Here is a 19,796-nt window from a genome sequence, read left to right on the forward strand (position 1 = left end):
GCTCGGGCTTAGCCAATCATCCAGGAAAGCCGCGGGCGTGCAAAGCTGCGCCCGCGGCCTCATGGCGGGACGAAAACAATGACAAGCGGCAGTGACGGCTTCGCACTTCGGCTCAAGGGCATCACCAAGATCTTCGGCGGGGTAAAGGCCCTTGATGCGGTCGATTTTGAGGTGCGCGCGGGCGAGGTGCATTGCCTTGCGGGCGAAAACGGATGCGGGAAATCCACCCTGATCAAGGTGGTGACCGGCGTCTATACACCCGAAAGCGCAGAGGAAATCAGTCTTTTCGGCGAGGCTGTGAGCACCATTACCCCGGTCAAGGCGCGTGCCAAGGGCGTGTCGGTGATCTGGCAGGATTTGGCGCTCTTTCCCAATATGTCGGTGGCGGAAAACATCGCCTTCGACACGCTTGTCGGTGCGCGCCCGCGCGGCGTGCCATTTGCAAAAATGAAGGCCGCCGCCGCAGAGGTGTTGGCGCGGTTGGGCGTGACGCTCGATTTGGATGCGCCGCTCGAAACCCTGCCGATTGCGCAGAGGCAGGTGGTCGCGATTGCGCGCGCGCTTTTGAACGATGCGCGGCTGATTTTCATGGACGAGCCCACCGCCTCGCTGACGCAGTCGGAAACCGACCGTCTGCTAGAGATCGTGCGCAAGCTTTCTGCCGATGGCGTGGCCGTGGTCTTTGTGAGCCACCGTCTGGCAGAGGTGCTGGATATTTCCTCCCGCGTGACCGTGCTGCGCGATGGCAAGCTTGTGGGCGTTTACCCGACCGAGGGAATGACCCAAGCCCGCTTGGGCGAGTTGATGACGGGGCATTTGCTGGAAAGCAATGTCTCGGCGCGCGATGTCTCTGGCCCGGTGGTGTTTGAGGCCAAGGGTCTAAGCGTGCCCGGCCAGTTTGAAAACATTGATCTGACGATCCGCGCAGGCGAGGTAGTCGGCCTGACTGGCCTCATCGGGGCGGGGCGCACCGAACTCGCCCATGCGATGATTGGCATGACCCGCGCGCAAGGCACAATGCGCCTGATGGGTAAGCCCTATATCCCCGGCTCGTTGCGCGATGCGATTGCGCAGGGGTTGGCCTATGTGTCGGAAGACCGGCTGTCGCTTGGGCTTTTGCAAAAGCAGTCGATTGCCGACAATGCGGCGATTTCGGTGCTGCCGAAGCTGCTTGATCAGTTTGGCCTGATTTCGCCCGCCAAGAAGCAAGCACTGATCCTCGATTGGGTCAAACGGCTGGGGATCAAGATCGGCGCACCGGAAAACCCGATTGCGACGCTTTCGGGCGGCAACCAGCAAAAAGTCGTGCTGGCCAAATGGCTCGCCACCGAACCGAAACTTCTGATCCTTGATAGCCCCACGGTGGGCGTGGATGTGGGCGCGCGCGCGGGCATTTTCCGCATTGTGCGCGACTTGGCCGATCAGGGGCTAGCGATCTTGCTGATCTCGGATGAAGCCTCTGAGGTGCTTTATAACGCGGACCGCGTTTTGCACATGGCCGAGGGGCGCATTCGCGAAAGCTTCGATCCGCGTCAGACCACCATTCAAGCGCTGGAGGCGGCAATCTATGCGTAAGCTCATGAAAAACCGCCAGATCGAGACGCGCATCTTCATCGCGCTCGCAGCGATCTGTATCTTCCTTAGCCTTGCAACGGATACGTTTCTGACCTCGGCCAACCTGACCTCGCTGTTGAACAACTCCTCGGTCAACTTGATCTGGGCGGTGGGGCTTTTGGTGGTGCTGATCGCGGGCGGGATCGACATTTCCTTCGCGGTGGCCACCTCGGTGGTGCAATATATCGCCGCTAAAATCCTGATTGGGATGGGCGGCGGCAATTGGGTGCTGGGCTTCATCGTTTGCGGCGGTGTGGGGATCATGCTGGGCCTGATCAACGCTGCGTTGATCCACGGGTTTCGGATCATCTCAATCGTTGTCACCATTGCCACCTTCAACGCCTTCTTTGGGCTGTTGATGTTCTTCACCCGGGGTCGGTCGATCTACAATCTGCCCGATTGGTGGATTGAGCGCATTCCGCTTTATGAACACCAAGCCGCCGATGGCACGTGGTCTCAGTTGATGATGCCCGTTGCGGTGATGGTCGTTTGTGTCATTGCCACATGGTTCCTCATTCAACGCACCAACCTTGGCCGCCAAATCTACGCCTTCGGCGACAACCCAGAGGGGGCGCGGCGCGCCGGTGTGAACTTGGCGCTGATGCAGGGGCTTGCCTTTGGCTGGTGCGGAATGATGGCCGGGATCGCCGCCTTGATGCAGGTGAATATCGTGCAAGAGGTGGTGCCGAACGCGCTTTATGGCCGCGAACTTGACGTGCTGGCCGCCACCGTTTTGGGCGGCGCGCGGCTTGGCGGAGGCAAGGGCACGGTTCTGGGCGCGGTGCTCGGCGTGATGTTTGTGGCTGTGACGCAAAACGGGCTCAACTTGCTCGGTATCTCGCCCTTCGCCTTCAAGATGATCATCGGCGCCGCGATCTTGATCGCGATCTCCACCTCCAACATGAACCTTGGCGGCTTGTTCGCCACCCGCAAGGAGGGCGCGAAATGAGCGCGTTCATCACCCGTTTGCGCAATGCCTTAGGGCGCGAGACCTTTGGCTTGCTGATCTTGCTCGCGGTTATGGTCACGGCCTTCAGCCTTGCCTCGCCCAAGTTCCTGACCGCTGCCAACTTTGGCTCGATGGGCTATCAGGCCCCGCTGCTGGGCCTTCTAACACTGGCAATGCTGGGGCCGATGATCTCTGGCGGGATCAATTTGGCTATCATCTTTCTGGCCAATATCTCGGGCCTGACCTTTGCATGGGTCATGCTGCAATTTGGCGGCGCAGATGCGGGGTTGCCAGCGATCCTTTTGGGGGCCTTGGCGGCGATGGCCGTTGGCGCAGCGGCGGGCGCACTTGAAGGCGCGGTCATTGCCTTTGTCGGCGCGCACCCGATCCTTGTGTCGCTTGCGATGATGATCTTCCTGCGCGGCTTGGGCGAGTTTCTGACCAAGGGCGGCGATATCTCGGGCTTTCCCGATGTCGTCGGCGCGCTCGGGCATGGGGCGATTTTCGGCTTCCCGCTGCCGCTGCTTTTGTTCTTGGTGGTGGCGTTCGTTTGGCATGTGCTCTTCTCGCGCTCGCGCCACGGTTTTGCGACCTATATGGTCGGCTCCAACATCCGCGCGGCGGAATATTCGGGCCTGCCGACCAAGCGCACGCTCATTACCATCTATGCGCTCTCTGGCCTTGTTTGCGCGATTGCCGGGATTTTGATGCTCGCCCGCTTCAACTCGGTCCGTGTGGGCCACGGCGAAGCGATGCTTCTAGTCACGGTTTTGGCGATTTTCCTTGGCGGCATTGACCCCTTTGGCGGGCATGGCCGCGTGGCTCCGGTGATCTTGTCGATCTTGATCCTGCAGATACTGTCCTCGGGTCTGAACCTGATCGGGGCCAACCAACATCTTGCGACCGCGGTTTGGGGGCTGTTCCTCATCGCCGTGATGATCCTGCGTTCGGGCAGGCTGGCCGCCCTCATACCCTTCAGAAAGGACTGACACCATGGAAGGATTCGGTGTTCACACCAGCATGTGGACGATGAACTGGGACCACGACGGCGCCGAGCGCGCCGTGGCCGGGGCGCTGAAATACGGCGTCGATTTCATCGAAATCCCGATGCTGCAACCCGCCACGATTGATACGGCGCATACCGCTGGCCTTTTGGAAAAATCGGGCCTGCGCGCGGTGTGCTCGCTTGGTTTGCCCGAAGAATGCTGGGCCTCGAACCACCCGGAAAAGGCGATTGATTACCTGCAACTCGCGCTGGATAAAACCAAGGCCTGCGGGGCAGAGGCGCTTTCGGGGGTGACCTATGGCGGCATTGGTCAACGCACCGGCCTGCCCGGCACGGCGGAAGAATATGACAATGTCGCCCGCGTGCTGGAAGCGGGTGCGGCTTATGCCAAGAAAATTGGCCTTTTGTTCGGGATCGAGCCGGTCAACCGCTACGAAAACCACCTGATCAACACGGGGTGGCAAGCGCGTGACATGATCCACAAAGTGGGCGCGGATAACATCTTCATCCACCTCGATACCTATCACATGAACATCGAGGAAAAGGGCGCGGGCAACGGCATTTTGGATGCGCGCGAGTTCCTGAAATACATCCACCTGTCGGAAAGCGACCGTGGCACGCCGGGCGAAGGCACCTGCGATTGGGATGAGATTTACGCAACGCTTGCCGCGATTGGCTTCAAAGGCGGTTTGGCGATGGAAAGCTTCATCAACATGCCGCCCGAAGTGGGCTATGGCCTGTCGGTCTGGCGTCCGGTGGCGGAAAGCCATGATGAGGTGATGTCGAAAGGCCTGCCGTTCCTGAAGAACAAAGCCAAACAATATCGGCTGATCTGATGGGCGCGCGGGTCGATATGCTCGGTCTTGTGGCGGTGGCGCGCGAGATGCTTGCGCGCCCCGACCGGCAGGTGCTGGCCATTTCCGGCGCGCCGGGCTCTGGCAAATCCACGCTGGTAGAAGCGCTCGCGCAGGTGATTGAGGCCGAAAGCCCCGGTGCGTGCGCGATCTTGCCGATGGATGGTTTCCACTACGACGATGCGGTGCTTCATGCCCGTGGCCGTCGCCCGTGGAAAGGCGCGCCCGATACGTTTGATGTGGGCGGGCTGCGTTCCACCTTGGGGCGGCTGCGCGACCCGGCAGAAGGCGCGGTAGCGGTGCCGGTCTTCGACCGCGATCTGGAAATCTCGCGCGGGTCTGCGCGGATCATTGAGCCCACGGCAAAGCTGATCTTGGCGGAGGGGAATTATCTTCTCTTGCAAGATGATCCTTGGGCCACGCTACATCCGCTCTTTGACCGGACCGTGATGATTGAGGTCGCCGAAGACGAGCTGCGCCGCCGCTTGCGGGGGCGTTGGGTCGGCTATGGGCTGACCGAGGCCGAAATCGACCACAAGCTTGACGGCAATGACATTCCAAACGGCCACACGGTGCGGGATCGCTCCATTGCGGCTGATTTGGTTTTCGTCCCGTAACCGGGGCGAATGCGGCCGCGTTTTGCGCGGCTTGACGGCAGCGTCGCGGGTCTTCACCCTCCCCTTGACCCGCGACGCCTGTCGCATTGGGAGGATAATATGCGCTATTTCATCGGCATTGACGTTGGCACCGGCAGCGCGCGCGCAGGTGTATTTGACGGTGCGGGCCAGCTTTTGGGCAGCGCGAGCGCCGAGATCACCACCTTCCGCCCCGCGCCGGATTTCGCCCAACAAAGCTCGGTTGAGATTTGGGGCGCGGTTTGCACGGCGACCCGCGCCGCCTTGGCGCAATCTGGTGTGGCAGGTGATGCTGTTGCCGGGATCGGTTTTGATGCCACCTGTTCTTTGGTGGTGAGCGGGGCAGGGGGCGCGCCGGTTTCAGTCGACCCAGCAGGCGCGCCGGATCAAGATGTGATTTTGTGGATGGATCACCGCGCGCTTGCCGATGCGGCACAGATCAACGCCATCGGGGGCGCGCCGCTTGCCCATGTGGGGGGGCGCATCTCGCCCGAGATGGAACTGCCAAAACTGCGCTGGCTTAAACGCGAGGCGCCCACAGCGTGGGCGCAGGCGCAAGCCTTTTGGGATTTACCCGATTGGCTCGTGCATCGCGCCACCGGGGCGGCGGTGCGCTCGCTGTGCTCGACCGTGTGCAAATGGACCTATCTTGGCCATCGCGGTGAGGCGGGGGAGGGCTGGGATGATGACTTTCTGGCCGCTATTGGGTTGGCCGAACTCTCTGAGGCCGGGCATGCGGCCATTGGCGCGCAACTCGCCCCGCCCGGTCGTTTGGCAGGGTGCTTGACCGATCAGGCCGCCGCGGAAATGGGGCTTGCGCCCGGCATTGCGGTTTCCACCTCGATGATTGATGCCCATGCGGGCGCTTTGGGCACTTTGGGTGTAGGCGGCGCGGGCTGGGAGGGGCGGCTTGCGGTGATTGCGGGCACCTCAAGCTGCCATATCGCGCTTGACCCCGATCCGCGCTTTGTGCCGGGAGTTTGGGGCCCTTATTTTGGCGCGGTGCTGCCCGGTGTTTGGGCGCTTGAAGGCGGTCAATCTGCGGCGGGCGCGCTGATGGATGCGGTGATCGCGCGCCATGCCGCCGCTGTTCCTTTGGCCGAGCGCGCGAAGGCCGAGGGCAAACGCGTGGCGGCGCTGATTGAAGAGCATCTGGCGAGCATGGCGGAAGAAACCGCAACCCTCACCGCCACGCGCCATGTGCAGCCCGATTTCCACGGCAACCGCTCCCCCTTAGCCGAACCGTGGCGCAAGGGCGCTGTGGTTGGGCTGGGGCTGAGTTGTGATCTGGATGATCTTGCGCTGGATTACCTCGCCACGGTGCAGGCGCTCGCCTATGGCACGCGCCAGATCATCGAGGCGATGCGGGCCAAGGGCGCGCAAATCGACACTTTGGTGATGAGTGGCGGGCTTGCCAATAACGCGCTTTTCGTGCGGGAAAACGCCGATGCCACGGGCTGCGCTGTGCTGGTGCCCGAAACCGCCGAGCCGGTGCTTTTGGGCTGTGCGATGCTCGCCGCCGTTGCCGCAGGCACGCAACCGGATTTGGCTTCTGCGATGGCGGCAATGGCGGGTAGTGGGCAGGTGGTGGCCCCGCGCGGCGGCGCCATTGCGCAGTTTCACGCCCGCAAATACCAAGTCTTTGAGCGGATGCAGCAAGACTATGCCGCCTATCGCGACATGATGAAAGGCTGAGGGGATCGCCCCTTTCTTTCCCTTAGGCGCAGGGTCATAAACGTGGCCGGAGGCTCTATGATTATGATCACGCTTGAACATCCGGTGCAGGAGGATTTGGCCCTTTTGCATGCGCGCCACACCGAGGCGATGCATGCCGATACCCCGCCAGAATCGATCCATATGTTGCCCGCCTCCGCTTTGGCGGCAGAAGGCATCTGGTTTTATGTGCTGCGCGAAACGGGCACGCCTTTGGCGATGGGGGCGCTTAAGCGCATTGACGCGGGACATGCGGAGATCAAATCAATGCATGTGTTGCACGAGGCGCGGGGCAGGGGGCTTGCCCGCGCGATGCTCGACCATCTGTTGACAGAGGCGAGGCGCTTGGGTTTTGCACGACTGAGCCTAGAGACTGGTGCACAGGAAAGTTTCGCCCCGGCCCGCGCGCTTTACCTTGCCGCTGGTTTCACGGAATGCCCCCCCTTTGAAGGCTACGGCCCCGACCCGATGTCAGTCTTTCTGACCCGCGCGCTTTAGTGCACCCCGCAAGGCTTGCACCAAGGCTTGCACCGCGCGCGCGCTTGACGCAAAAGGGGGCGGTGCGGCCCCTTAGCTCAGCTGGATAGAGCATCCGCCTTCTAAGCGGACGGCCGAGGGTTCGAATCCTTCAGGGGCCGCCAAAGTCTAGAATATTCCGCGTTATCTCAATTCATTACGGAATTTTATGGTGCGCTTTGGCGATCTGTTCGCCACGTTGTCTTTCGGTTTCGTTCCGCTGATAAACTCGATTCCCCGCAGCCATCCGGTCGCGGATCGACGCCTATCTATGCTCTGGCACGTCCGAAGGGGGCTTCTACCTGGTGACCACACCAACAACATGCGCCTCCGCCCCAGCCTGCGCCAGTAATTCACGGCCGATGCGGTTGCGGTATCGCGGGCGGATTACGGCCTCGCTTCCATGCCAAACTCTCAAGCCGCTTTGGCCACGCCTTCAAAGATCAGCCCTTCCAGCGGATCGGCGCCATTCCACGTGCCTTCCGAACCCGTCACCCGCAGCCGGGCATACATATCTTCGGTAAACCATTTGTCGTCATAGGCGGAGCGGATCGCTTGGCCATGCGGGGTTTCTCCGCGTGCGAAAGCGTCCATCGTGGCGCGGTTTGGCCAGATCGAAAATGTCATTTGGAAGAACAGCGGAAATTCCCCAAGGCCCAGCTTGAAGCGCACATTCGGATCGGCGCCGATCATGGTTTGAATCTTCGGCACGCGGCTCCAAAACGCGACCGCCGAGCCCGGGCGCACTTGCGCACGGGTCAGCGCGACAACCGGGCCATCGGGGGTCATCGCATCATCGGGCACCGGGCGCAGGCGTTCCGCGCCGCCCCATTTGCCGCGCGCGCGGGTGGGTTCCATGAACACCGTCCAGCTTTCCGCCGCGCGGCGACGATAGGCGTTGAAAAACGGATGCGTCATCACCTGTTTGCGGGCGGTTTCTTCATCGGGCCAAACGGTCAAAATGCCCCAAACGGCGGTGTTGGGAATGGGGGTGAAGCCCTCTTGCGTGCCTGAGCCCATCAGCCGGTAGAATTCGAGCCCCTTCATCCGCGACAATGACCAATGCCCCAAGGCCATTTGCCCCACCGCCCAAAGGCGATCCATCACTTTTGGGAAACGAAACACGGTCAAGCAAACAACTTGCATCAAACACCCCCTGCTGATGATTTGCCCCACCCTGTCAACTTCGCCCCCTGAAAGAAAGCGCCGCCCCCGTGATCTGGGCGCGGCATATTGCCGTGTCACCATGTGACAAAGCTCATAGATGGGGCGCGTTTGCGGATTTGGTTCGGCGGAGATGACGCAGCGTGGCGAGGCGCAGAAACCTTGATCGCACGGTTAAATCGCGCGACCCTGCGCCCAATCATTCTCTTGCTCTTTTCGATGCTACCCATTCGGAGGTTTCATGCTGCGCTTTCTTGCCTTGCTGCTTTGTTTGTCACCCAGCGCGCTTTGGGCTCAGGCACAACCATCGGGCCCCGATGCTCCGCCCGCCACGATTTTGGTGCTCGATGGCTCTGGCTCGATGTGGGGGCAAATTGACGGCGTGGCAAAAATCGAGATCGCGCGCAATGTGATGGCGGATTTGGTCACCAGCCTGCCCGCCAATCAGGCGCTGGGGCTGATGTCTTACGGGCATCGGCGCAAAGGCGATTGTTCGGATATTGAACTGATCTTGCCGCCCGGAACGGATCGCGCGGCGATTTTGTCCTCGGTGAATGCCATCACGCCGAAGGGCAAAACCCCGCTGTCGGATGCGGTGATCGCGGCGGCGGAGGCGCTGCGCTATACCGAAGAAACCGCCTCGGTGATTTTGGTCTCTGATGGGATCGAAACCTGCGACCGCGACCCTTGTGCGGTGGGCCGCGCGCTTGAGGCCGCAGGCGTGGGCTTCACCGCGCATGTGATCGGCTTTGATGTGGCCTCAGACCCCGCCGCACAGGCGCAGTTGCGCTGCTTGGCCGAAGAAACCGGCGGCCTTTACCGCGATGCGGGCAATGCCGCAGAACTTGGCCAAGCGCTCGAAGAGGTCGTGGTGGTGGCAGAGCCGCCCAAAGCGGTGGAAGCGCGGCTCAGTTTCCGCGCGATTGAGGGGTCAAATGGCCCGGTCATTCGCGAGGGCATCGCTTGGACCGTCACGACCGAGGCGGGTGGCACGCTGCTTTCTGGCTACCCGACGCCGGAACCGACCCTAACGCTGACCGAAACCACCGGCAAAGCCACGGTCATTCGGATGGCGGATGAGGCTGTGGCAGAGGCGAGCTTTGCCGTGCCCTTTGCCGGGGGGCCGCAAACGGTCACGCTTGTCTTGCCCGAATTCCTGCCGCCTGCGAGTGTCTCAGGCCCACAAACCGCGCCGGCTGGTAGCCGCATCATGGTCGATTGGACTGGGCCGAATGCGCCGCAAGACAAGGTGATGATCGTTGCCGTGGGGGAGACCTCTGATCCGCATACCGATCAGGCTTTCACCGCGAAAGGTAGCCCGGTGGAATTGCGCATTGCTACAACGCCCGGGCAATATGAGTTGCGCTATGTCATGAATGCGCGCGGCAAAATTCTGGCCCGTCAGCCGATCACGGTGACCGCCGTAGAGGCCGCACTCAATGCGCCCGACACAGCACCTGCGGGCAGCGATTTGGAAGTTGGCTGGACCGGGCCGAATGCGGACCGTGATTATATCGCCTTGGTCCCCGCCGGGGAGGATTACCGCGCGCGTGTTGTCTATGCCTATACCGGCAATGGCAACCCGGCGCGCTTCCGCGCCCCGCCCAAGCCGGGAGCCTATGAACTGGTCTATGTCCTCAATGACAATGGCGCCCGCGAATTGGCGCGCCGCCCGATCACCTTGGTCAACGTTGGGGCCACGCTCAGCGCGCCCGCCACAGCCGCAGCAGGCGAAAAAATCCAAGTTGGTTTCACGGCGACGGGGGATAATCTTGACCGGATCATTCTCGTGCCCGCCGACACCCCGAACGCGAAAGAGGAAGATACCGCCTATCCGCGCACGGGCAGCCCTGTCGATCTGACCATGCCGCTCACCCCCGGTGCCTATGAAATCCGCTATATGCTGGGCGGGCTCAACGGTGAGGTCATCGCGAAAGCGCCGATCACCGTTACCCTGCCGACGGCGAGCCTCGTTGCACCCACGGCGCCCGTCGCGGCGGGTAGCCGCTTTGAGATCGCCTTTTCCGGCCCCGCTTTTGCCAATGACCGGATCGCGATTGTGCCTGCTGGCGCAGAAGCCAAGGCAGAGGTGGAAAACACCCGCGCCAACCGCTCAAACCCGGCCAAGCTGACCGCACCGAAAACGCCGGGCAACTATGAGGTGGTTTATGCTTTGGGCGGGAAATACGGCCCCGTGCTGGCGCGTGTGCTACTGACCGTGGAGTGAGGTGAGCGCGGAGTGAAGCGCCAAATCAGCGCGCGGGCACATGCCCGCGCTTTGATGTGCGAAATGCGCAAAATCCGCAAAACAGAGAGACGACCCAAAACGCAAGAAGCGCCGCCTTGTGGGCGACGCTTCCGCTATGATGGTGGGCGATAACGGATTTGAACCGCTGACATCTTCGATGTGAACGAAGCGCTCTACCGCTGAGCTAATCGCCCGGTAGCGGGGCTTTTAGACTCAGTCTTCGCCCTCTGCAAGGGGGTCTTCACCGGAAATTTCATCCTTTTTGTCCGCCGCGCCCGAACCGGGGCGTTTCAGCTTCAGATGAAGCACATCCGCGCCGCCGCGTTCGGCTTGCCGCTGCACCGTGAGTTTGCCCAAAGGCGGCAAAACCAACGTTTCACCTGCGGCAAGCGCCTCGGCCAAAACCGCCAGAACCGCATCGGTCATGTCACGCGCCACAGCCTTTTTCGCGCCCGAACGCAGGGCGACACGTTCAACAATCTCACGTTTCTTGACTTGCAGGCTCAGCGTGACGGGCGCGGCCTCATCCGCCGGGGGGGCAACGGGCAAAACCGCCAGCGCCTCAGATAGGTTTTCGGAAGGGATAGGTTGATCTGTCACCACCGCCAGTTTGACGGGGGATTTGGATTTTGTGCTCGATTTCTTGGATTTGGCCATGTTTGCCCCATCGGTTCAGTTTCTGGCTCAACCTACGGCCCCAGCGCCCAACAATCCATAAACATCCAAAGGAGCGGCCAAAAAACAAAAGGCGCGCCCGGGTGAGGGCGCGCCGTGATTGCGTTCTTGTGCAAAGGCTCAATGCGCGGTTGCGCCTGCGCCCTCAGCTTTGCTCGCTGCGGCCGCTGCGGCCGCCGCTTCTTCGGCGGCTTCGTCCCATTCGACCGCCTCGGGCATCCGCACCAGAGCGCGTTGCAACACTTCGCGCACATGGGTGACGGGAATGATTTCCAGCCCTTCCTTCACATTGTCCGGAATATCGGCCAGATCTTTCTCGTTTTCCTCCGGGATCAGCACGGTTTTGATCCCGCCCCGCAGCGCGGCGAGCAGTTTTTCTTTCAGCCCACCGATCGGCATCGCATTGCCGCGCAAGGAGACCTCGCCCGTCATGGCGATGTCTTTGCGCACCGGGATGCCGGTCAGCACCGAGACGATCGAGGTGACCATCGCCAAGCCCGCGCTCGGCCCATCTTTGGGCGTTGCGCCATCGGGCACGTGGACGTGGATATCGACCTTTTCGAACTTCGGCGGCTTCACCCCGATTTCGGGCGCGATGGAGCGCACGTAAGACGAGGCAGCCTCGATCGATTCCTTCATCACATCGCCCAGCTTGCCGGTCGTCTTCATCCGCCCTTTGCCGGGCAGTTTCAGCGCTTCGATATGCAGCAAATCGCCGCCGACCGAGGTCCAGGCAAGGCCCGTGACCACGCCCACCTGATCTTCCGCCTCGGCCAAGCCATAGCGGTGACGTTTTACGCCAAGGTACTCGCCCACCTTTGCCGCATCGACGGTGATCGACTTCACCTCGCCCTTGGCCTTGATGATCTCGGTCACCGCCTTTCGGGCGAGTTTCGCGATCTCACGCTCAAGGTTCCGCACGCCCGCCTCGCGAGTGTAGTAGCGGATGATGTCGTTCAGCCCTTCATCGGTGAGGGTGAATTCGCCCTTTTTCAGCCCATGCGCCTTGACCTGTTTCGGGATCAAATGCTGCTTGGCGATTTCGCGTTTTTCATCCTCGGTGTAGCCCGCAAGGCTGATGATCTCCATCCGATCCAGAAGCGGGCCGGGCATGTTGTAGCTGTTGGCCGTGGTCAGGAACATCACGTTCGAGAGGTCATATTCCACCTCAAGATAGTGATCGACGAAGGTCGAGTTTTGTTCCGGGTCCAACACCTCCAGCATCGCCGAGGCCGGGTCGCCCCGGAAATCCTGCCCCATCTTGTCGATTTCATCGAGCAAGATCAGCGGGTTCGTGGTTTTCGCCTTTTTCAGCGCCTGAATGATCTTGCCGGGCATCGAACCGATATAGGTGCGGCGGTGGCCACGGATTTCGCTTTCATCGCGCACGCCGCCAAGCGAAATGCGGATGAACTCGCGCCCCGTTGCCCGCGCAACCGAGCGGCCAAGCGAGGTTTTCCCAACGCCGGGCGGGCCGACAAGGCACAGGATCGGGCCTTTGAGCTTGGTCGAACGCGCTTGCACAGCAAGGTATTCGACGATCCGTTCTTTTACCTTTTCAAGACCATAGTGATCGGTGTCGAGCACTTTCTCAGCGCCGATCAGGTCTTTCTTCACCCGGCTTTTCACGCCCCAAGGCAGCGCCAAGATCCAATCAAGGTAGTTGCGCACCACCGTGGCCTCGGCCGACATCGGGCTCATGGAACGCAGCTTTTTCAGCTCGCCTTCAACCTTGTCGCGCGCCTCTTTCGACAGTTTGGTGGCGGCGATCTTTTCTTCGAGTTCGTTGATCTCGTTTTGACCGTCTTCGCCGTCGCCCAACTCGCGCTGGATCGCCTTCATCTGTTCGTTGAGATAATATTCGCGCTGGGTCTTCTCCATCTGGCTCTTGACCCGGCTCTTGATCTTTTTCTCGACCTGAAGAACCGAAACCTCGCCCTGCATCAGCCCATAGACTTTTTCCAGCCGAGCGCTGACGTCGAGCGTTTCCAAAAGCTCCTGCTTTTGCGCCACATCCAGACCAAGATGGCCCGAGACAAGATCGGCCAGCTTGTCAGCCGCAGCCGTTTCGGCCACCGCAGCCATCGCCTCTTCGGGGATGTTCTTCTTGATCTTGGCGTAACGCTCAAATTCTTCTGCGACCGAGCGCGACAGCGCCCGGATCGTTTCGACATCGCCTTCGGTTTCTTCGAGGGCTTCCGCCGTCGCCTCAAAGAAGGCGTCATTGTCGATGAATTCGGTGATCTTCACCCGCGTCTTGCCCTCAACGAGCACTTTTACCGTGCCATCGGGCAGTTTGAGCAGTTGCAGCACATTGGCCAGAACGCCAGTGCGGAAGATGCCATCGGTGGTGGGCTCGTCCACGGAAGGGTCGATTTGTGCCGCCAGCAGGATTTGGCGATCCTCGGCCATCACCTCTTCCAGCGCACGCACCGACTTCTCGCGGCCCACAAACAGCGGCACGATCATGTGCGGAAACACAACGATATCGCGCAGCGGCAGGACCGGATGAGAAATGGAATGGGTATCGGTCATTTGAGTTCCTCTGTAGCGAAAGGTCCGGCCCCGTTCTTGGCAGCCCGCACCTCCCCTTTGCCCATATCTAGGGGGGGGCGGAGCGCAGTTCAATGCCAGCAACCCCGCGAGACCGCCTCGCCTTCATCGAAACGTTACACTGCGGCACAAACGCCCAGCCCACAAGCGCCGCATCGCTCGAATGCTATGGATGGGTGCAAACTGCGGACCAAGGCGTTCCGTGAGGCTCTCGCGAAGAGATCTCTTGCGGAGCAATGCAATTCTCAACGGTTCCTTAAAACTTTGGTGTCAATGCTAACGACTGTGTTTTGAGGTATGGTTGTGAGCAGCCGAGTGGGGAAGATAAAATGATGCACGTCGCACTGGTTCCGGACATTTCCCAACCTTTGCACCTTTGCCCCGCTTGTCGCGCGCAGCCAGCGGACGGTTTTCAAAAGCGTGGAGTTGCCGTGAGCGACCCCCTTTACATGAGACTGCCTCCGGGCTGGTGGATTTTGTTCGCCTTGGCCTTTGGTGCGGCCTTCTGGACCGGTCTCTTGATGCTGCTGCTCTAAAGCCTAAAGCGGCAAGATCAATTCCGCGGCGAGCCCCCCCAGTCGCGTACTTTCGCCCAGTTGCAGGCTGCCGCCATGGCCGCGGGCAATATCTGCCGAGATCGCAAGCCCCAAGCCGACGCCTTGACCGCGATCTTGGTTGCGCGCGGGATCTAGCCTTGTAAAGGGACGCAGTGCCTCTTCGCGGCGATCCGGGGGAATGCCGGGACCATTATCTTCCACCACAATCCACAAACTGCGCGCCCTTGGTGCCAGCGTGACCTCCGCCAAGCTGCCATAGCGTACGGCATTGCCGATCAGGTTTTCCAACGCCCGCCGCAGCGCATCGGGGCGTACCGTCACCTCAACCGGTTCTCCGGGCGCATCGACTAAAGAGACCTTATGGCCAGCGCGCTGCGAATCCCCGATCACTTGCGTCACCAAGGGGCCGATGTCGATCCGCTCGGCCTCGCCAGAAACCGCTTCTTCCCGCGAAAAGCTCAAGAACGCATCAATCAGCTTGCCCATATCCGTGACGTCGCGTTCCATCGCGCGCACCTCGTCACGGGTTTCTTCGTCCTCGGGCAGCATCGAAAGCCCCAGTCGCAAGCGGGTGAGCGGGGTGCGCAGGTCATGGCTGATCCCCGACAGCATCATCCGGCGTTGTTCAATCTGCCGCTCAATCCGGTCACGCATTTCGATGAAGGCGCGCCCTGCCGCGCGCACTTCCAAGGCTCCCGTCGGCCGATAAGAAAGGATCTGCCCCTTACCAAAGGCCTCCGCCGCGCGCGCAAGCCGTTGGATCGGGCGTAACTGGTTGCGCAAAAACAGATAGGCGATCACCGTCATCAACACCGAGACGAAGACCATCAGCACCAGCAACTGATGCGGGTTAGACGCCGAGACCCAGCCACGTGGAAAACGAATAGAGAGCCAGCCGTTTTGCGTCACGGTCCAAAGCTGCACACTGCCGCCATTGGTCAGATCAATGGCGCGCAATTCTGGCAACCCCTCGCGGAGCGTCTTCATCACAGTGACGCCCGTAAAATCAGCAAATTTACGCGCGTCGCCCGTGGGCACTGGCCCCGGCGCAGGCAGGTCGAGCCTCAGATCCAACGCCTCTTCCAGCGCCCCCATCTGCTTTTGTGCAGAGGCAAGGTCAGGGGCGCTATCGGCACGCTCAATCACCAACACAATTTCGCGCAGCATTGAGCCTGTCATCTGCTCGGTAACGCGTTCGAAATGTCGTTGGATGAAAACAACCGAGACGACAAGTTGGATCGTGATGACGGGCAGCACGAGGATCAACGCGGCACGCCCATAAAGCCCGCGTGGCAGGATGTGTTTGAGCCAGACGAAATTCATGGCACAAAGCCTATCGGGGCATGCGACGGAGGGGAAGCGAAATGGCACTGGAACGGTTGGCGCAAGGTATCCGGCGGATCGTGGCGCCCAATCCTTCACCACTCACCTTCCGTGGCACCAATACCTATATTCTCGGCACTGGCCGTGTCGCGGTGTTGGACCCGGGGCCGGCTATTCCGGAACATCTTGAGGCGATCCTTGCGGGGCTAGAGGTCGAGGAAAGCGTGGCAGCGATTCTGGTCACCCATGCCCATCTTGACCATTCCGAAGGCGCACGCCCCTTGGCACAGAAGACAGGCGCCCCGATCTTTGCCTTTGGTGGGCCGAAGGCGGGGCGGTCGGAGGTTATGCAACAGCTCGCGGCAGGCGGTTTGGCGGGCGGTGGCGAGGGGGTAGATGCCACGTTCGCGCCCGATCACCTGCTGGGCCACGGCACGCGGCTTTCGATTGCGGACTGGGCGGTGACCGCACTTTTTACGCCCGGGCATTTTTGTAACCACCTGAGCTTCCGCATGGGGCAGGCGATCTTTACCGGAGATGTGGTGATGGGCTGGTCCAGCACGCTTATCTCCCCGCCGGATGGCGATTTGGGGGATTATTACGAATCGCTCGATGTGTTGGCGGCCGAAAACGCCGAAATGTTCTACCCCGGCCATGGCGACCCAATTGCTGCTCCCGCTACGCGGCTCGCAGAATTGCGTGCGCATCGGCAAGGGCGCACCGAACAAATTCTCGCCGCGCTCGCGCAAGGCCCGGCCTCGGCTTTCGATCTGACCGCCATGATCTACACGGAAACGCCCGCCCCGTTACAGGCGGCCGCGGCACGCAACGTCTTCGCACATTTGGTGGAATTGGAAAAATCAGGCCAAGTCATCGCCGCCCCCGCGCTTGGTGCAGAGGCAATTTTCACCCTGCGCAAAGAAGGCTAAAAAAATCGCATCACCCCCCTTGCGCAGCCCAAAGACCCTAGCTATACCCCGCCTCGTGTTCCGGCGTAGCTCAGCGGTAGAGCAGTTGACTGTTAATCAATTGGTCGTAGGTTCGATCCCTACCGCCGGAGCCAATTCACCTTGATAAGGTGCAGAAAATCAACGAAAACATGAGCTTGCCAACCTGTTCGGTCCACAATCGGGTCCACAGGGGGTACACTCAATGGGGTTTTTGTTGTCCTTGAAATACATCACCGAGCTTGCCCCAGGGCGGTATGAGTACCGTCGCAGAGTGCCGAAGGCGGCGAGGGCGCGAGTCGGAAAGACCGAGTTCAAGCGGGTCTTCCAAGCGTCTAGCCCGACCGCCGTTGCAAGGGCGCACGCGCGCATCACTTCAGAGTTCGACGAAACGGTGGACGCCGCGATGCGACCTCGGGGAAGGATTTTCCCGCCGACCCCGCGAGAACTTGCAGAAGAGCAACAGCGCCGAGCTGACGAACTACTTGCGGGCGTTTACGGGCCAGAGATCGAGAGCGAAAAGCGTGATCTTCTTGCTGACCTGCTCGCAGACCAAGGAGCCGATTCTGGCCTCTACCGGGCGGTCATCATGCCCAATGCTCCCCTTCCGCAACATACGCTCGAAGATGCGAGAAAGCTGTACATCAACGAGAAGCTAAACGGTGGGGTTGGTGACGAACACAAGGACGCCGCAGACGCCGTGGCGCGCGTGTTCGCGAGGGTTCAGGAGGCGCTCGGGGAACGCGCATCTACCTGCCCACTGGCAGAGCTGAAACGCGAGGACGCCCGCAAGGTCCGCGACCACCTGCAAAACCGTGAGAAGAAGGGGGGTGGCAAGCTTTCGCCATCATCTGTGCGGCGCGAACTCAACACGCTTTCGGCGGTTGTGAATCATGGCATTCGCGAACTGGACCTGAAAGGCAAAGTCTCAAATCCCTTTGAGGGGCTGGAAATCAAGGGAGAGAAGGACGGTGGCGCGGAGACCGAAGAAGAGAAACGCCTACCGCTCCCGTTGTCGGTCATGCCTGCCATGCGGTCGAGCCTAAAGGGCGAAACAGCCTTGATCTGGCGCCTGCTTGAAATGAGCGGTTGTCGGCTATCGGAAGTTGTAGGCTTGCGGGTCAAGGACTTGAACTTGTCCGGCCCTATCCCATTCATGCGGGTTGTTTGGCACGAAGAGCGGCGCGTCAAAACGAGGGCGAGCATTCGCGTTGTGCCTCTGATCGGGGACGCAGTAGAAGCCGCCAGAGAAGCCCTAAAGCTGCCCCGTGAAGGCAACTTGGTCTTTGAACGCTACAGGGGAAGGCGTGGCCCCGATGCGGCCTCTTCCGCGATGATGAAACACCTGCGCAAGTTTACGGAAGACCCCCGGCACGTCATCAATTCACTACGGCACAACATGAAAGATGACCTCAAGCTTGGGGGTGCGGAGAAGGTTGTTCAGGATTTGGTGCTGGGCCACACTTCCGACTCGGTAGGTGAACGCTACGGCGGCGAAGATGCGCGCCTTGAGGTGGCCAGAAGGGCACTGAAAGCGGCATTTGATGTGCGCGACGAGGCGGCCAGCAAACGGCCCCACGCTTCAACGATTGACGCGGCCTAGCACTGACGCAGGGTGTCCAAATAAGACACGTCAGGCTGGACAGACGGGGCCGCTTTCGGTTCCCGTAGCGGTGCCTGGTGGCTTTAACAGATTGCCCGTCCCCTCGAAGACAATCAGCCAAAGACTTTGCCCTAGGACCAGCACAGCGCACCGTAGCGCCACTGGGTCTGCTGACCTCGCAGGCGGCGGCCCGCCGACAACAGGCCTACAGTCCACCTTGTCGGGCGGCATCGGGCCGACTTTGCCAGATCGAAGATGACCTTCGCCTCTCGCCTTTTCGACGTGGGTCTGGTTTCTAGGCGTTGCCATCAAGGAAATAACCCATGACTTCCCAAGCATTTATGCCCGCTGTCGCCGCCGCCCTCGAAGGCGCAGAACTCCCGGAGCGTTTTGTCCTGCCGCAGGATATCACGGTCGACGAGACTTTTTGCCTGCGCGACCTCCGCAGCAATCAGACCCATCTGCGCTCCCTGGTCCAGTTGCTGCGCACCCTTGGCGATCTTGACCCGATATTGCTGTGGCAAGAGATTGACGCCGGGGGCAAGGCCACGGGCCGCTTGGTCCTCCTCGACGGGCACCATCGGCTGGACGCCTACGCCAGCGTGAAGGGCCGCCGCGCGCTGATACCAGCCAAAATCCTGAATGGGGACCGTAGCGATGCCCTCCTGGCGGCGATAGCGGCCAACAGTCGGGAGAACCTGCCGCTGACCAAAGACGAGCGGATGAACGCGGCCTGGCAGTTGGTGCGGCTCCCTGGCAAGCGGCTGTCGGTGCCGAAAGTGTCGAAGGCGGCGGGCGTCGGCACAGCCAGCGTTGACCGGATGCGCAAGCGGTGGCGGGTCATGCAGATCGAGGGCAAGACCCCAAGCGGCGTTTGGTGGAAAGACCGCCGAGATAATGCGCCCGACATCGACGACCGCCCCGAGTTGACCGATGCCGAGCGCCTGGCCGAGATCGAACGGCTGTCCAAGGCGATATCGGAGGCGCTCGAACGGATGCCTTGGAAGGATGAGGCGTTGGCCGCTCAGGCCCTGCAACGCGCCATTGGAAGCCATAAGCTGCGCTCGATGATGGAATACCTGTATGGTGAAGTCGACGAGTTCAGCGAAGATGCTGACGAGATGGAAAAGGTGATGGACGCCCTCGGCGGCTCTGTCACAACGGCAGATGAACACCAAGCCGACGACGTCGGGTTCTGAGACCCCGCAATCACATCAGCTATAGATCACGTCAATGACGTGGTTTGGTCGCGCTGGTGGCCTCTGCTGCCTAGGCCTCATTCATGTCATCGGCCAGCCCTTCGCCGCCATAGCATCGCCACAGGTAGCCCTAGCTGCGAGCTATGGACCACTGATCAGCCCCGCTAGAGCAGCTTGGCCTGTCTGCCTGTGCCGCTCCTGGGTCAGCCTATGCGCGCTGATGGAGCGTTGCTGACGCCC

The 19,796-nt window shown here is 60.9% G+C and carries 15 protein-coding genes and 3 tRNA genes; 13 read left to right on the forward strand and 5 right to left on the reverse strand.

What is annotated here, in order from left to right:
* The first annotated feature begins 78 nt into the window (after window positions 1-78).
* The 8 genes from BW967_RS14825 (at window position 79) to BW967_RS14860 (ending at window position 7,412) form a co-directional block, all read left to right on the forward strand.
* Complete coding sequence (locus BW967_RS14825) at window positions 79-1,575, forward strand: sugar ABC transporter ATP-binding protein (protein ID WP_076485870.1); 1,497 nt, start codon at window positions 79-81, stop codon at window positions 1,573-1,575.
* Window positions 1,568-2,563, forward strand: a complete 996-nt coding sequence (locus BW967_RS14830) for an ABC transporter permease (protein WP_076485871.1) — start codon at window positions 1,568-1,570, stop codon at window positions 2,561-2,563. Before BW967_RS14825 ends, BW967_RS14830 begins: the two co-directional genes overlap by 8 nt.
* Complete coding sequence (locus tag BW967_RS14835) at window positions 2,560-3,552, forward strand: ABC transporter permease (RefSeq protein WP_076485872.1); 993 nt, start codon at window positions 2,560-2,562, stop codon at window positions 3,550-3,552. Before BW967_RS14830 ends, BW967_RS14835 begins: the two co-directional genes overlap by 4 nt.
* A gap of 4 nt (window positions 3,553-3,556) precedes the next feature.
* Window positions 3,557-4,405, forward strand: a complete 849-nt coding sequence (locus BW967_RS14840) for a sugar phosphate isomerase/epimerase family protein (RefSeq protein ID WP_076485873.1) — start codon at window positions 3,557-3,559, stop codon at window positions 4,403-4,405.
* Complete coding sequence (locus tag BW967_RS14845; RefSeq protein WP_076485874.1) at window positions 4,405-5,040, forward strand: nucleoside/nucleotide kinase family protein; 636 nt, start codon at window positions 4,405-4,407, stop codon at window positions 5,038-5,040. The genes BW967_RS14840 and BW967_RS14845 overlap by 1 nt, the downstream gene beginning before the upstream one ends.
* Window positions 5,041-5,139: 99 nt before the next feature.
* Window positions 5,140-6,753: an FGGY-family carbohydrate kinase gene (locus tag BW967_RS14850; RefSeq protein ID WP_076485875.1), complete on the forward strand. Its 1,614-nt coding sequence runs from the start codon at window positions 5,140-5,142 to the stop codon at window positions 6,751-6,753.
* Window positions 6,754-6,810: 57 nt separating this feature from the next.
* Window positions 6,811-7,269, forward strand: a complete 459-nt coding sequence (locus tag BW967_RS14855; RefSeq protein ID WP_076485876.1) for a GNAT family N-acetyltransferase — start codon at window positions 6,811-6,813, stop codon at window positions 7,267-7,269.
* Window positions 7,270-7,335: 66 nt separating this feature from the next.
* Window positions 7,336-7,412 (forward strand) — tRNA-Arg (locus BW967_RS14860).
* 289 nt (window positions 7,413-7,701) lie between these two features.
* Here the strand turns inward: BW967_RS14860 and crtA are convergent.
* The gene (gene crtA, locus BW967_RS14865) at window positions 7,702-8,433 is read right to left on the reverse strand and encodes a spheroidene monooxygenase (protein ID WP_076485877.1); all 732 of its coding nucleotides are present in this window, start codon (window positions 8,431-8,433) and stop codon (window positions 7,702-7,704) included.
* A 259-nt stretch (window positions 8,434-8,692) separates the two neighbouring features.
* Between crtA and BW967_RS14870 the strand changes: the two genes are divergently transcribed.
* Window positions 8,693-10,678 (forward strand): vWA domain-containing protein, encoded by a 1,986-nt coding sequence (locus tag BW967_RS14870; protein WP_076485878.1) that lies wholly within the window; start codon window positions 8,693-8,695, stop codon window positions 10,676-10,678.
* 140 nt (window positions 10,679-10,818) lie between these two features.
* Here the strand turns inward: BW967_RS14870 and BW967_RS14875 are convergent.
* The 4 genes from BW967_RS14875 to BW967_RS14895 all read right to left on the reverse strand — a co-directional run bounded on the left by BW967_RS14875 (window position 10,819) and on the right by BW967_RS14895 (window position 15,807).
* Window positions 10,819-10,893, reverse strand: a tRNA-Val gene (locus tag BW967_RS14875).
* Window positions 10,894-10,912: 19 nt separating this feature from the next.
* Window positions 10,913-11,356: an HU family DNA-binding protein gene (locus BW967_RS14880; RefSeq protein ID WP_076485879.1), complete on the reverse strand. Its 444-nt coding sequence runs from the start codon at window positions 11,354-11,356 to the stop codon at window positions 10,913-10,915.
* Window positions 11,357-11,494: 138 nt separating this feature from the next.
* A complete protein-coding gene (lon, locus tag BW967_RS14885) occupies window positions 11,495-13,909 on the reverse strand; it encodes an endopeptidase La (protein WP_076485880.1) in 2,415 nt (804 codons plus the stop codon).
* 557 nt (window positions 13,910-14,466) lie between these two features.
* The gene (locus BW967_RS14895) at window positions 14,467-15,807 is read right to left on the reverse strand and encodes an ATP-binding protein (RefSeq protein ID WP_076485882.1); all 1,341 of its coding nucleotides are present in this window, start codon (window positions 15,805-15,807) and stop codon (window positions 14,467-14,469) included.
* 41 nt (window positions 15,808-15,848) lie between these two features.
* Here BW967_RS14895 and BW967_RS14900 point away from each other — a divergent pair, with 41 nt between their 5' ends.
* From BW967_RS14900 to BW967_RS14915, 4 genes are all read left to right on the forward strand, one after another.
* The gene (locus BW967_RS14900) at window positions 15,849-16,736 is read left to right on the forward strand and encodes an MBL fold metallo-hydrolase (protein WP_108188638.1); all 888 of its coding nucleotides are present in this window, start codon (window positions 15,849-15,851) and stop codon (window positions 16,734-16,736) included.
* A 59-nt stretch (window positions 16,737-16,795) separates the two neighbouring features.
* A tRNA-Asn gene (locus BW967_RS14905) sits at window positions 16,796-16,870 on the forward strand.
* Window positions 16,871-16,959: 89 nt separating this feature from the next.
* Window positions 16,960-18,357 carry a tyrosine-type recombinase/integrase gene (locus BW967_RS14910; protein ID WP_076485884.1) on the forward strand — a complete coding sequence of 466 codons (1,398 nt, stop codon included), beginning with the start codon at window positions 16,960-16,962 and terminating at the stop codon, window positions 18,355-18,357.
* Between the two features lie 323 nt (window positions 18,358-18,680).
* Complete coding sequence (locus BW967_RS14915) at window positions 18,681-19,556, forward strand: ParB/RepB/Spo0J family partition protein (RefSeq protein WP_108188645.1); 876 nt, start codon at window positions 18,681-18,683, stop codon at window positions 19,554-19,556.
* Window positions 19,557-19,796: the final 240 nt, after the last annotated feature.

It is taken from the genome of Rhodobacter aestuarii, assembly GCF_900156655.1.
Lineage (GTDB): Bacteria > Pseudomonadota > Alphaproteobacteria > Rhodobacterales > Rhodobacteraceae > Rhodobacter > Rhodobacter aestuarii.